This window comes from Amycolatopsis sp. La24 (genome assembly GCF_029087445.1).
GTDB lineage: Bacteria > Actinomycetota > Actinomycetes > Mycobacteriales > Pseudonocardiaceae > Amycolatopsis > Amycolatopsis nivea.
Genome location: NZ_JARACH010000084.1, coordinates 22,983 through 35,839 on the forward strand (window position 1 = coordinate 22,983; position 12,857 = coordinate 35,839).

The window sequence follows — 12,857 nt, forward strand, 5'->3', positions numbered from 1 at the left end:
AGACCATGAGCGGGGACGAAACCGGCGTCGTGATCGTCGACGCCGAACTGGCAGAAAAGGCAGCGCCGCTGGCGCAGCGGCTGGCCGCCGACGGCGCCGCTGCCAAGCTCGCCGCCAAGGACTCCACCCTGTGGGGTCCGGACGCCGAGTCCGAAGCGTCGATCCGATTGTCCTGGACGACGTTGCACAAGTCGTCGCGTCCGTTGATCGGGGAAATCGAAGCGCTGCGCGCGGAACTGCGCAGCGAGGGCGTGGACCGCGTGGTGCTCGCCGGCATGGGCGGTTCGTCGCTCGCGCCGGAGGTCATCACCGCCACCGCCGGCGTCCCGCTCACGGTTCTCGACACGACCGACCCCGGCCAGGTGGCCGACGCGCTCGCGGGAGACCTCGAGCGCACCGTGATCGTGGTGTCGTCGAAGTCCGGCGGGACCGTCGAGACCGACAGCCACCGCCGGATCTTCGCCAAGGCGTTCGCGGACGCGGGGATCGACGCGGCGCGGCGCATCGTCGTCGTCACCGATCCCGGCTCCCCGTTCTCCGAGCTGGCGGAGAAGGAGGGCTACCGCAAGACCTTCCTGGCCGACCCGCACGTCGGCGGCCGCTACTCCGCGCTGACCGCGTTCGGCCTCGTGCCGGCCGGTCTCGCGGGCGCGGACGTCGCGCGGCTGCTCGACCAGGCGGCGTCGGTCGCGGAAACGCTCGCCGAGGACGCGCCGGAGAACCCGGCCGTGCAGCTGGCGGCGGCGTGGGGTGCGGCGCACGAGGCGGGCGCGGAGAAGGTCGTGCTGGCCGACACCGGTTCGGGCATCAAGGGTTTCCCGGACTGGGCGGAGCAGCTGATCGCCGAGTCCACCGGCAAGCTCGGCACCGGCTTGCTGCCGGTGGCCGTCGAGGGCCCGGACGCACCCGGGTTCGCCGACCACGGCAAGGACGCGACCGCGGTCGCGATCGGCGCTCCGGAAGGCGCGGCGCAGATCTCGGTGACCGGCCCGCTCGGCGCGCAGTTCCTCTTGTGGGAGTTCGCGACCGCGCTCGTCGGCCGGCTGATCGGGATCAACCCGTTCGACCAGCCGGACGTCGAAGCGGCCAAGAAGGCGGCGCGTGCGTTGCTGGACGACCCGGAGAAGCTGAAGGGCGGCGAGGAACCGGCCACTGTGGACGGTGCGGTCGAAGTCTTTGGCAGCGAAGGAGTTTCGACCGACGGCAAGCTCGCCGACGTCCTGCGCGCGTTCTTCGGTTCGGTGGCCGACGGCGGGTACATCGCCGTGCAGGCCTACCTCGACCGGCTGGACGACGCGTCGACTTCGTTGCTGCGCGGCGAAATCGCCAAGCGGACCGGCGTGCAGACCACGTTCGGCTGGGGCCCGCGGTTCCTGCACTCCACCGGGCAGTACCACAAGGGCGGCCACCAGAACGGCAGCTTCCTGCAGATCACCGGAGCCGTCGAGGACGACCTGTCGGTGCCGGACCGCCCGTACACGCTGGGGCAGCTCCAGCACGCGCAGGCGCTCGGCGACGGCCAGGTGCTCGCCGAGCACGGGCGTCCGGTGCTGCGGCTGCACCTGACCGACCGCGCCGCCGGGCTCGCCGAGCTCGTGCGGGCAGTGCAGGAGGCCGCTCAGTGACCACCTGGCGCAACCCGCTGCGGGACCCCCGCGACAAGCGGCTGCCGCGGATCGCCGGGCCGTCGAGCCTGGTGATCTTCGGCGTCACCGGCGACCTGGCGCGCAAGAAGCTCATGCCCGCCATCTACGACCTCGCGCACCGCGGGCTGCTGCCCGCCGGGTTCTCGCTGGTCGGCTTCGCCCGCCGGGACTGGGAACACCAGGACTTCGGCGAGCTGGTGCACGATTCGGTGCGCGAGCACGCGCGGACGCCGTTCAAGGAGTCGGTGTGGAACCGGCTCGCCGAAGGAATCCGGTTCGTCCAGGGCACTTTCGACGACGACGACGCCTTCGACCGGCTCGCGAAGACCGTGCGCGAACTGGACGAGGAACGCGGCACCGGCGGCAACACCGCGTTCTACCTGTCGATCCCGCCGGGCGCGTTCCCCGTGGTGACCAAGCAGCTGGCGCGTTCGGGCCTCGCGCAGGCCGACGAGAACACCTGGCGGCGCGTCGTCATCGAGAAGCCGTTCGGGCACGATCTCAAGAGCGCCAAGGAGCTCAACGCGATCGTGAACGACGTCTTCCCCGAGGAGTCGGTGTTCCGCATCGACCACTACCTCGGCAAGGAGACGGTGCAGAACATCCTGGCGCTGCGGTTCGCGAACCAGCTGTTCGAGCCGATCTGGAACGCGAACTTCATCGACCACGTGCAGATCACCATGGCCGAGGACATCGGCCTCGGCGGCCGCGCGGGGTACTACGACGGGATCGGCGCCGCGCGCGACGTCATCCAGAACCACCTGCTGCAGTTGCTCGCCTTCACCGCGATGGACGAGCCGCTGTCGTTCGAGCCGAAGGCGCTGCGGTCGGAGAAGGCCAAGGTGCTGGCGGCGACCAAGCCGATGCTGCCGCTCGACCAGACCACCGCGCGCGGGCAGTACGCGGGCGGCTGGCAGGGCGGCACGAAGGTGCCGGGGCTGCTGCAGGAAGCCGGGTTCGCGAAGGACTCGAAGACCGAGACGTACGCCGCGGTGACGCTGGAGGTGCAGAACCGCCGCTGGGCGGGCGTGCCGTTCTACCTGCGCACCGGCAAGCGGCTCGGCCGCCGCGTCACCGAGATCGCCGTCGTGTTCAAACGCGCGCCGCACCTGCCGTTCGACTCCACCTCCACCGAGGAGCTGGGGCAGAACGCGCTGGTCATCCGCGTGCAGCCGGACGAGGGCATCACACTGCGGTTCGGGTCGAAGGTGCCGGGGACCACGATGGAGGTCCGCGACGTCACGATGGACTTCGGCTACGGCCACGCGTTCACCGAATCGTCGCCGGAGGCTTACGAGCGGCTGATCCTGGACGTGCTGCTGGGCGAGCCGTCGCTGTTCCCGGTGAACGAGGAAGTCGAGCTGTCGTGGGAGATCCTCGACCCGGTGCTGTCGCACTGGGCGAAGCTCGGCACCGCGCCGGAGCAGTACCCGCCGGGCAGCTGGGGACCGAAGTCGGCTGACGAAATGCTGGAGCGTACCGGCAGGCACTGGAGGCGTCCGTGATCATCGACCTGCCGTCGACCACGACGTCGGCGCTGAACAAGAAACTGGTGGAGATCCGCGAGCAGGGCGGCCAGGTCGCGCTCGGCCGGGTGCTGACGCTGGTGATCGTCGCGGACGACGACGCCAAGCTCGAGGACGCCATCGAGGCCGCGAACGACGCCAGCCGCGAGCACCCGTCGCGGGTGATCGTCGTGGCGAAGGGCGCGCGCACGGCCGCGCCGCGGATAGACGGCCAGATCCGCGTGGGCGGCGACGCCGGCGCGAGCGAGGTCATCGTGCTGCGGCTGTACGGTCCGCTGGCCGCGCAGGGGCAGAGCGCCGTGGTGCCGCTGCTGCTGCCGGACGCGCCGATCGTCACCTGGTGGCCCGGCGCCGGTCCGAAGGCTCCCGCGGAGGACCCGCTCGGTCAGCTGGCGCAGCGGCGGATCACCGACTCAGCTGCGGAAAAGAGCCCGATAAGGTCTCTCACCACGCGCGCGAAGTCCTATGTGGAGGGTGACACCGACCTGGCGTGGACCCGGCTGACCCGCTGGCGGGCGCAGCTGGTGTCGGCGCTGGACCTGCCGCCGTACGAGAAGATCACGAGCGCGACGGTCACCGGCGAGGCGGATTCGCCGTCCACCGAACTGCTCGCGGGCTGGCTCGCCGAGTACCTCAAGGCTCCGGTGCACCGGGTCAAGAGCTCGAGCGCGCAGGGCATCATCTCGGTGAAGCTGGAGCGGAAGTCGGGCGCGGTGGAGCTGACGCGGCCGGACGGGCGGGTCGGCACGCTGACCCAGCCGGGCCAGCCGACGCGGCGGATCGCGTTGCAGCGGCGCAGCAACCCGGAATGCCTCGTCGAGGAACTCCGGCGGCTCGACCCGGACGAGATCTACGAGGCGGCGCTGCACGGGCTGCACAAGATCGCCGCTTCCAACGGATCGAAGCCCGCTGCCGCCAAGCCTGCGGCCGCCGCTAAGCCCGCTGCGGCCGCGAAGCCGAAGACGGCACGCAAGACGGCGGAAAAGAGCAGCTCATGAGCCGGACCGAGGTCGTCGTCTACGAAAACCCGGACCTGCTCGCCGCGGCCGCCGCGGCCCGCTTGGTGACCCGGATCGTCGACGTGCAGGCGGCCCGCGGTGCCGCGTCGGTGGTGCTCACCGGCGGCGGCACCGGCATCGCCGTGCTGCGCGAACTGCGGGAGTCGAGCGCGCGGGACGCGATCGACTGGTCGCGGCTGGACATCTACTGGGGCGACGAACGGTTCGTCCCGGCGGATTCGGACGAGCGCAACGAAAAGGGCGCCCGCGAAGCCCTGCTCGACCACGTGCCGCTGGCTCCGGAGCGGGTGCACGCGATGGCCCCGTCGGACGGCGAGTTCGGCGACGACGTCGACGCTGCCGCCGAGGCCTACGCGAAGGTCCTCTCCGACGCGGCGGGCCCCGGCGCGGACGTGCCGGAGTTCGACATCATGCTGCTGGGCCTCGGTGGCGAGGGCCACACGGCGTCGCTGTTCCCGGAAACCGCCGAGGTGCGCGAAACACAGCGCTCGGTAGTGCCGGTCCGCGACTGCCCGAAGCCCCCGCCGACGCGCGTATCGCTGACGCTGCCCGCCATCCGCCGCGCCCGCGAGGTGTGGCTGATGACGGCAGGAACCGCCAAGGCGGACGCGGTCGCGCAGGCACTGGCCGGTGCGCCGGAAACGCAGATCCCCGTCTCGGGTGCCCGCGGCTACCGGCGGACGCTGTGGCTCCTCGACCGCGAGGCGGCCGGGAAGCTGACGAAGGTGTATCAGCCGCCAGCCGAGTAAGACGGTTTGCCGGGAATGGCTCCTCGCGCGTGTGGCGCGGGGAGCCTTTTTCGTTGCGGGGCAAGGCGGTTGCTGAATGGCTCGCCAGCAAGTCCCCGCGCATTGCCGCTGAGTTCTTCTCCGCCTCGCTGCACCGGATCCGCCGCTCCCCGCCGCGCCGCATCGCCGCCGAATGGTTCGTCAGCAACTAACCGCACACCCAGCCGGGCCCGACTGCATTGCGCCGCAACGGATCTGCCACTCACCGTCGCCTGCCAGCAACTCCCGCCGGACCCATCTCCGTGGCGCCGCAAGGAATCCGCTACTCCCCTGCCGCCTCCGCGCCAGTCAGCAGCGTCGCCGTCGCCCCGAGGTGGTCCGTCAGCAGTCCCGCCGCCTCCTCCGGGTCCCGGCTCAGCGCGGCCCGTTCCAAGGCCTCGTGCTGGGCGAGCACCTCCTCCACCGGCAGCCGGTACGCCGGGTGCACCGTCCAGCGCCGGGCCAGTTCGCTCGCCATCCACATCCGGTCGAAATTCTCCAGCAGCACCGCGTTCCCGCAGGCGTCGAGCAGCGTGCGGTGGAACAAGCGGTGCGCCTCCGCCCAAGCAGCGGAGTAGTAGCTGCCTTCGTCCGGCACATACATCGGCGTCCGGGCGAGCCGGTGCCCCGCCGCGCGCACCCGCGTCTCCCACTCCAGATCTCCGCGCGCGACCGACAACCGCAGCATCGCGGGCTCGACCGTCTGGCGCGCCTCGACGATCTCCTGCCACCGCCGATCCGCCAGCGAGGGAACCGCGAACCCGCGGTTCGTCAGCCGTTCCGCCAAGCCCTCCCCGACCAGCCGCACCAGCGCTTCCCGCACCACGGCCAGGCTGACCTCGTACCGGGCCGCCAGTTCCTGCGGTTTCAGCGCCTGCCCCGGCTCGACCTCGCCGCGCATGATCGCGTCGCGGACCTGGTCGTAGATCTGCTCGGACAGCATCTGCTTCATGCCCTCAGGATAGACGATCCCTCAAATCATCGATTATTAGTGTTATAGTCGATGACGTACCGCTTCTCTTGAGAGGAACCCATGTCCGCCAACTCCCCGTTCGCGCGCCTTCCCGAGGTGCCGAGCTTCACCGTCACCAGCACGACCGTCGCCGACGGCGCGGCCTGGTCCGCCGAGCAGTTCTCCGGGATCTTCGGCGTGCCCGGCGGCAAGGACACGTCGCCGCAGCTGTCCTGGTCCGGCGCTCCGGAAGGCACGAAGAGCTACGCCGTCACGGTGTACGACGCCGACGCGCCGACCGGCTCCGGCTTCTGGCACTGGGCCGTCGCCGACATCCCCGCCACCGTCACCGACCTGCCGGAAGGCGCGGGCGACGACACCGGCTCCGGACTGCCCGAGGGCGCGTTCCAACTGCGCGGCGACGCGGGCGCCGCCCGTTTCATCGGCGCGGCCCCGCCCGCCGGCCACGGCGAGCACCGCTACTTCGTCGTCGTGCACGCCCTGGATGTCGCGTCGATCGGCGTCCCGGCCGACGCGACGCCCGCCGTCCTCGGGTTCACCATGTTCGGCCACGTGCTCGGCCGCGCGGTTCTCGTCGCGACCGCGGAGACGCCCGCGTAAGCCTCAGCCCGCCCGCTTACCCGGCCGCCGCGTCCGTGCTCGCCACGACGCGGCGGCCTTCGACTGCGCAGCGACACTTCCCACCCACCCGCACGGGTGATCTCTCCCCTGTACGCGTGGCGCGGACCCAGCGTCGACCTGGGCGGCAAACGGAGTAACTGACACTGCGCCAAAAAGCGGCTCACCAGTATGTGGGAACCGCCGTATGGTGAACATAAGGTGATGTGATCGACACAAGGTGATGTCGACCGCGCTATGTTCATCCCGTTGGAGCAGTTGTGGAGATTACAACACCACAAGAACCACTCTGGGTGAAACTTACTGGCAACACACACGTTCCCGTTAGCATCCGCACATTTGTTCACCGCCGCGCGTCCCGATCGGGTGGCCGGAGCATCTCATCACTAAGTCCACAAGACGAATGGGGTCGCCGCGATGAGCACTGAGGGACTCTCGATTCCTGGCATCTCGATGAGCAGCTCCGCCGCGGGAGCCGCCCGGCGGGACAGGCGAGTCAGCCTGACCGGGGCGTTCGCCGTGTTCCGGAAGCCCCTCGTCGCGACGATCGCCGTCGAAGCGGTGGTCGTGCTGCTGGCGGTGCTCGACGTCTGGCTCGTCGTGCCGCCGAAAGCACAGCCCTACTCGCTCTACCTGTCGGCCGCCGCGTGCCTCGCGGTCGTGGTGCGGCGGCGGTTCCCGTTCCTCGCGGTGCTCGCCGCGGTACCGGGGTTCTTCGCCGGATGGGCGCAGCTCGCGTCGATGCTCAACCTCGGCATGCTCGCGACGCGGCGCCAGCTGCACTGGCAGACCTGGGTCGGTGCCGGGCTGGTGTTCACCTGCCGGTTCGTGCGGTGGCCGCTGTCGGAGTTCGCGGAACTGAGCTGGCGCGAACACGTCCTCGACGGGATCTACGGCGTGCTGGTGGCCGGGATGCCGATCGCGATCGGCCTGCTGATCGGGGCGCGCGCGGAGATCTCGGCGAAGCTGCGCGAGCTGGCCAAGAGCCGCGACCGCGAACGCCGCTTCCACGCCGACGCGGTGCGCGCCGAGGAACGCGCCCGGCTGGCCCGCGAGATGCACGACGTGGTTTCGCACCAGATCACGCTGATCGCCATGCAGGCCGGCGCGCTGCAGGCGCAGGCGAAGGACGGCCCGGCGCTGGAGACGGCGCAGGTCATCCGCCAGCTGTCGACGCGAACCCTTGAGGAACTGCGCTCGCTGGTGAGCGTGCTGCGCTCCGGCTCCGGGGACGACGGCCCGCGGCCCGGCATCGGCGAACTGGACCACCTGATCCGCGAGTGCGACGTCCCGGTGCAGCTGACCGTCGAACAGCTCCCGGACACCCTGCCGAGCCAGGTCTCGGCGGCTGCGTACCGGACGGTGCAGGAATGCCTGACGAACGTCCACAAGCACGCCCCCGGCGCGACGGCCACCATCCGCATCCACGCAGCGAGCGGCGCACTGGACATCGAGGTGGAGAACGCCCGCGCCTGCCGTGCGGGCGAGGCCTTCCCGTCGGGCGGCCACGGACTCACCGGACTCGCCGAACGCGCCCGCCTGCTGGGCGGAAGCTTCGAAACGTCCGGGACGGAGGACGGCGGATTCCGGGTGCGGGCGCGGTATCCGCTGGATCGCTGAACCCGGCGGGGATTGGCCTGGACCGGTCAAGAGCCTTGGCCGCGCCGGGTCTTGGCGGTGCCAGAGCGGGAATCGGGCCTTTCCAGAGGTCTAGACCTGCTCCTGGGCGGTCTGGACCACTTGGGCGGCATCCAAAGTCCCGGCGGCTCGAACGGGAGCGTCTCCGCCGGGCTGAGCCGCCCGGGCGACAGCCACTCCCCCGGCGCAAATCGAGCGTCTCCGGGCCTGCGGAGGTCCTGAAGGTCCGGACCACGCAGGCGACGTCCCGCGCTCCGAACCGCGCCACAGATCCAGGCCCGCCTTCTCCCAGCCTGGACCGCCCGGACGACAGCCAATCCCCACCGAACCGAACCGCCGGACCCGGCCGCGGTCCAGACCTGTCTCCTCGCCGGTCCAGAACGCCGAGGCATCCCCACCCCACGGGAGCGTCCGGGGTGGTCTGGACCTGCCTCGGTCCCGACCACCCCCGGGAACTAAAAAACCACCGGCCCTCGCCCTCGCGGACGGGAAGCCGGTGGTCCCGGAGAAACCGTGCCTCAGATCAATTCGCGGCGTTGGCGGAGGCGCTCGAGCGCTTCGGCGAGGATGGCCTCGCCGTCGGCGTCGCTGCGGCGTTCCTTCACGTAAGCCAGATGTGTCTTGTACGGCTCGGTACGAGGCGCGGCGGGCGGATTCTGCTCGTCCTGACCGCCCGGGAGCCCGCAGCGCGGGCAGTCCCATTCGTCGGGGATTTCCGCGTCCATCGCGAACGACGGGCGAGCTTCGTGCCCGTTCGCGCACCAATACGACACCCGGCGCCGTGGCGCCGATTCACCCCGCTCCGATTCGCCCGAAGGACCGGCACCCACGCGGGTGCCGCGAATCGCGTTACCGCCAACCATGAATCCTCACCCGTTGGAATCGGCGGCGCGCCCCCCAATAGGCACGCCGATCGCAAGTCCCCTTCCGGGGACCCGGTCATACCTTGAGCAGGAGGCCGAGACCCACGATGCTGATCAGCCAGATGGCCCCGAGCAGCAGCGTGATCCGGTCGAGGTTCTTCTCGGCGACGCTGGACCCCGCGAGGCTCGACTGCATCCCGCCGCCGAACAGGGACGACAGGCCGCCGCCCCGGCCGCGGTGCAGCAGCACGGCCACCACCAGCAGGACGCTGGAGGCGATCAACAGGATTTGCAGGAACAGCTTCATGTCATCCTCTGTGCTTGTCGGAGCATGCAGGGGTACGGCCGAACCCGCACAGCGTGCGGATCTTCACCGTACCCCTGGACTCGTCCACTGCTCTAGTGACGGACCGAACACACAGGCTACCCGGTAGTGCCCACGATCAGGGCAGCGGGCCACCGGCGGCGAGCGCGCAGAGCTTGGTGAACTCCTCGCCGTCGAGGCTCGCGCCGCCGACCAGCGCCCCGTCGATGTTGTCCGCGGCCACCAGCTCGGAGACGTTCCCGGACTTCACCGAGCCGCCGTAGAGCACGCGGACCGCGGTGGCGACCTCGTCGCCGTACTTCTCCGAGAGCGTCCCGCGCAGGGATTTGCAGACCTCTTCGGCGTCGGCTGCGGTCGCGACCTTGCCGGTGCCGATGGCCCACACCGGCTCGTACGCGATCACCACGGCCTGCACCTGCTCGGCCTTGAGCCCCTTGAGGCCCTCGATCAGCTGGTTGCGGGTGTGCTCGAGGTGCTCGCCCGCCTCGCGGATCTCGAGCTCCTCGCCCACGCACAGGATCGGCGTGATGCCGTGCTTGAGCGCGGCCTTGACCTTCTTGTTGACCAGCTCGTCGGTCTCGCCGTGGATCGCGCGCCGCTCCGAGTGCCCGACGGTGACGAAGCTGCAGCCCAGCTTCGCCAGCATCGGGCCGGAGATGTCGCCGGTGAACGCGCCCGAGTCCTGCGGCGACAGGTCCTGCGCGCCGTAGGTGAGGGAGAGCTTGTCGGCGTCGACGAGCGTCTGCACGCTGCGGATGTCGGTGAACGGCGGCAGCACGGCCACGTCCACCTTCGCGTAGTACTTCTCCGGCAGCGCGAAGGCGATCTTCTGCACCAGGGCGATGGCCTCGAGGTGGTTGAGGTTCATCTTCCAGTTGCCTGCCACCAGGGGCTTGCGTGCCACTTAGTTCTTCCCCTCCAGCGCCGCCACGCCGGGCAGCTCCTTGCCTTCCAGGTACTCCAGCGAGGCGCCGCCGCCGGTGGAGATGTGCGAGAAGCCGTCCTCGGGCAGGCCCAGCTGCCGCACCGCGGCGGCCGAATCGCCGCCGCCGACCACGGTGAACGCGTCGCTCTTGACGAGCGCCTCGGCCACCGCGCGGGTGCCGCCGGCGAACGCCTCGAATTCGAAGACGCCCATCGGGCCGTTCCAGAAGACGGTCGCCGCGTCGGCGAGCTTCTGCGCGAACAGCTCGGCGCTGCGCGGGCCGATGTCGAGGCCCATGCGGTCGGCCGGGATGGCGGTGACGTCGACGGCCTCGTGCGCCGCGTCGGCGGCGAACCCGTCGGCCGCGAGCACGTCGACCGGCAGCACCAGTTCGACGCCGCGCTTCTCGGCCTCGGCGAGGAAGCCCTTGACCTGGTCGAGCTGGTCCTCCTGCAGCAGCGACGTGCCGACCTCGTAGCCCTTGGCCTTGAGGAACGTGTACGCCATGCCGCCGCCGATGAGCAGCCGGTCGACCTTGGTGAGCAGGTTCGCGATGACGCCGAGCTTGTCGGACACCTTCGAGCCGCCGAGCGCGACCACGTACGGCCGTTTGACGTCGTCGGTGAGCTTCTTCAGCACGTCCAGCTCGGCCAGCACGAGGCCGCCCGCGTACGCCGGGAGCACCGCGGCGATCTCGTAGACCGAGGCCTGCTTGCGGTGCACGACGCCGAAGCCGTCGGAGACGAACGCCCCGCCCGGGGTCAGCGCGGCCAGCTCCGCCGCCAGCTCGGACCGGTCGACGGCGTCCTTGCTGGTCTCGCGCGCGTCGAAGCGCACGTTCTCCAGCAGGACGACGCTGCCGTCGGCCAGACCGGCGGTCAGCGCCTTCGCCGACTCGCCGACGAGGTCGCCGGCCAGCGGGACCTCGGCGCCGAGCAGCTCGCTGAGCCGCTTCGCGACCGGGGCGAGCGTGAACTTCGGGTCCGGCTCGCCCTTGGGGCGGCCGAGGTGCGCGGTGACGACGACCTTCGCGCCCGCGTCGGCGAGCTTCTTGATCGTCGGCAGCGCGGCGCGGACCCGGCCGTCGTCGGTGATGGCCGACCCGTCGAGCGGGACGTTCAGGTCGCTGCGCACCAGCACGTAGCGGCCCTGAACGCCCTCGCCCAGCAGGTCGTCGAGGTTCTTGACGCTCATCAGGTTCAGAGCTTCGAGCCGACGAGCTTGATCAGGTCGGCGAGGCGGTTGGAGTAGCCCCACTCGTTGTCGTACCAGCCGACGACCTTGACCTGGTCGCCGATCACCTTGGTGAGCGGCGAGTCGTAGATGCAAGACGCCGGGTCGGTGACGATGTCCGAGGACACGATCGGGTCGACCGAGTACTTCAGGATGCCGGCCAGCGGGCCCTCGGCGGCGGCCTTGTAGGCGGCGTTGATCTCCTCGACCGTGGCGGACTTCTTGAGGGTGACGGTGAGGTCGGTGGCCGAGCCGGTCGGGACCGGGACGCGCAGCGCGTAGCCGTCCAGCTTGCCGAGCAGCTCCGGCAGCACGAGGCCGATCGCCTTGGCCGCGCCGGTGGAGGCCGGGACGACGTTCAGGGCGGCGGCGCGGGCGCGGCGCAGGTCCTTGTGCGGGCCGTCCTGCAGGTTCTGGTCCTGCGTGTAGGCGTGGATCGTGGTCATCAGGCCCTGCTCGATGCCGAAGGCGTCGTTGAGGACCTTGGCCAGCGGGCCGAGGCAGTTGGTGGTGCAGGACGCGTTCGAGATGATCGTCTGCGAGCCGTCGTACTTGTCGTCGTTGACGCCGAGGACGACGGTCAGGTCCTCGCCCTTGGCGGGCGCGGAGATGATGACCTTCTTCGCGCCGCCGGCGATGTGCGCCTTGGCGGCGTCGGCGTTGGTGAAGAAGCCGGTCGACTCGACGACGACGTCCACGCCCAGGTCGCCCCAGGGCAGGTTGGCCGGGTCGCGCTCGGCGAGGGCCTTGATGGTCTTGCCGTCGACGACGATGCCCTCGTCGGAGACGCTGACCTCGCCCGGGAAGCGGCCGAGGATCGAGTCGTACTTGAGCAGGTGGGCCATGGTGGCGACGTCGCCGAGGTCGTTGAACGCGACGACCTCGATGTCGTGACCGCTCGCCTTCACGGCACGGAAGAAGTTGCGGCCGATCCGGCCGAAGCCGTTGACACCTACGCGAACGGTCACTGCTGCCACTCCTCTGGTGTTGATCACGGCGGCGGCGCGCCGGCCGCCGACCGCTGAAGTTGGTCACTGCGGAAGTTCCCCGGGGCGCCCGCCCCGGACGACTTCTGCGACTTCCGGAATCGGTGCAACCCTAGCGTGCGGGCCCCGTTGCCCCGGACTGCCCTGACGAGACTTCCACCACTGCCGGGAGACGTCAAGAATCGATTAAGAACCCAGCTCAGCCGGGTGAGGACCGAAAACGGGGCGGACGCTCCCGCGGTGTCAGGGGGAGGGAGCGGACCAGTGGCTTGATCGGTCTTGGTGCCCCGGTTCACGCTGTCGGGACGGTTTCGCCGGGGGTGGTGGGGCGGGGGCGC

General features: G+C 70.4%; 13 protein-coding genes. 7 read left to right on the forward strand and 6 right to left on the reverse strand.

The window, feature by feature from the left end; translation table 11 throughout:
* Positions 1 to 5: 5 nt before the first annotated feature.
* From PUT80_RS42350 to PUT80_RS42370, 5 genes are read left to right on the forward strand one after another with little or no spacing between them, the layout of a single operon-like run.
* Positions 6 to 1,625: a glucose-6-phosphate isomerase gene (locus tag PUT80_RS42350; RefSeq protein ID WP_134669673.1), complete on the forward strand. Its 1,620-nt coding sequence runs from the start codon at positions 6 to 8 to the stop codon at positions 1,623 to 1,625.
* Positions 1,622 to 3,151 carry a glucose-6-phosphate dehydrogenase gene (gene zwf, locus PUT80_RS42355; protein ID WP_037814653.1) on the forward strand — a complete coding sequence of 510 codons (1,530 nt, stop codon included), beginning with the start codon at positions 1,622 to 1,624 and terminating at the stop codon, positions 3,149 to 3,151. The genes PUT80_RS42350 and zwf overlap by 4 nt, the downstream gene beginning before the upstream one ends.
* The gene (gene opcA, locus PUT80_RS42360; protein WP_037814651.1) at positions 3,148 to 4,170 is read left to right on the forward strand and encodes a glucose-6-phosphate dehydrogenase assembly protein OpcA; all 1,023 of its coding nucleotides are present in this window, start codon (positions 3,148 to 3,150) and stop codon (positions 4,168 to 4,170) included. Before zwf ends, opcA begins: the two co-directional genes overlap by 4 nt.
* Positions 4,167 to 4,940 carry a 6-phosphogluconolactonase gene (pgl, locus tag PUT80_RS42365; protein WP_037814650.1) on the forward strand — a complete coding sequence of 258 codons (774 nt, stop codon included), beginning with the start codon at positions 4,167 to 4,169 and terminating at the stop codon, positions 4,938 to 4,940. Before opcA ends, pgl begins: the two co-directional genes overlap by 4 nt.
* Before the next feature lie 53 nt (positions 4,941 to 4,993).
* Complete coding sequence (locus PUT80_RS42370; protein WP_275295518.1) at positions 4,994 to 5,131, forward strand: hypothetical protein; 138 nt, start codon at positions 4,994 to 4,996, stop codon at positions 5,129 to 5,131.
* A gap of 110 nt (positions 5,132 to 5,241) precedes the next feature.
* On the opposite strand, the gene PUT80_RS42375 is transcribed toward PUT80_RS42370, so the two are convergent.
* Entirely contained in the window at positions 5,242 to 5,901 is a 660-nt protein-coding gene (locus PUT80_RS42375) for a GntR family transcriptional regulator (protein WP_275295523.1), read from the reverse strand.
* 90 nt (positions 5,902 to 5,991) lie between these two features.
* On the opposite strand from PUT80_RS42375, the gene PUT80_RS42380 reads away from it, so the two are divergent.
* The gene (locus PUT80_RS42380; RefSeq protein WP_275295519.1) at positions 5,992 to 6,531 is read left to right on the forward strand and encodes a YbhB/YbcL family Raf kinase inhibitor-like protein; all 540 of its coding nucleotides are present in this window, start codon (positions 5,992 to 5,994) and stop codon (positions 6,529 to 6,531) included.
* A gap of 435 nt (positions 6,532 to 6,966) precedes the next feature.
* Positions 6,967 to 8,169, forward strand: a complete 1,203-nt coding sequence (locus PUT80_RS42385) for a histidine kinase (RefSeq protein ID WP_199817742.1) — start codon at positions 6,967 to 6,969, stop codon at positions 8,167 to 8,169.
* A 536-nt stretch (positions 8,170 to 8,705) separates the two neighbouring features.
* On the opposite strand, the gene PUT80_RS42390 is transcribed toward PUT80_RS42385, so the two are convergent.
* From PUT80_RS42390 to gap, 5 genes are all read right to left on the reverse strand, one after another.
* Positions 8,706 to 9,050 (reverse strand): RNA polymerase-binding protein RbpA, encoded by a 345-nt coding sequence (locus PUT80_RS42390; RefSeq protein ID WP_009075886.1) that lies wholly within the window; start codon positions 9,048 to 9,050, stop codon positions 8,706 to 8,708.
* A gap of 76 nt (positions 9,051 to 9,126) precedes the next feature.
* Positions 9,127 to 9,357 (reverse strand): preprotein translocase subunit SecG, encoded by a 231-nt coding sequence (gene secG, locus PUT80_RS42395; RefSeq protein ID WP_033292761.1) that lies wholly within the window; start codon positions 9,355 to 9,357, stop codon positions 9,127 to 9,129.
* 136 nt (positions 9,358 to 9,493) lie between these two features.
* A complete protein-coding gene (gene tpiA, locus PUT80_RS42400) occupies positions 9,494 to 10,279 on the reverse strand; it encodes a triose-phosphate isomerase (RefSeq protein WP_037814643.1) in 786 nt (261 codons plus the stop codon).
* Positions 10,280 to 11,494 carry a phosphoglycerate kinase gene (locus tag PUT80_RS42405; RefSeq protein ID WP_275295520.1) on the reverse strand — a complete coding sequence of 405 codons (1,215 nt, stop codon included), beginning with the start codon at positions 11,492 to 11,494 and terminating at the stop codon, positions 10,280 to 10,282. It abuts the gene before it with no gap.
* Between the two features lie 5 nt (positions 11,495 to 11,499).
* Entirely contained in the window at positions 11,500 to 12,501 is a 1,002-nt protein-coding gene (gene gap / locus PUT80_RS42410) for a type I glyceraldehyde-3-phosphate dehydrogenase (RefSeq protein ID WP_037814640.1), read from the reverse strand.
* Positions 12,502 to 12,857 lie beyond the last annotated feature (356 nt).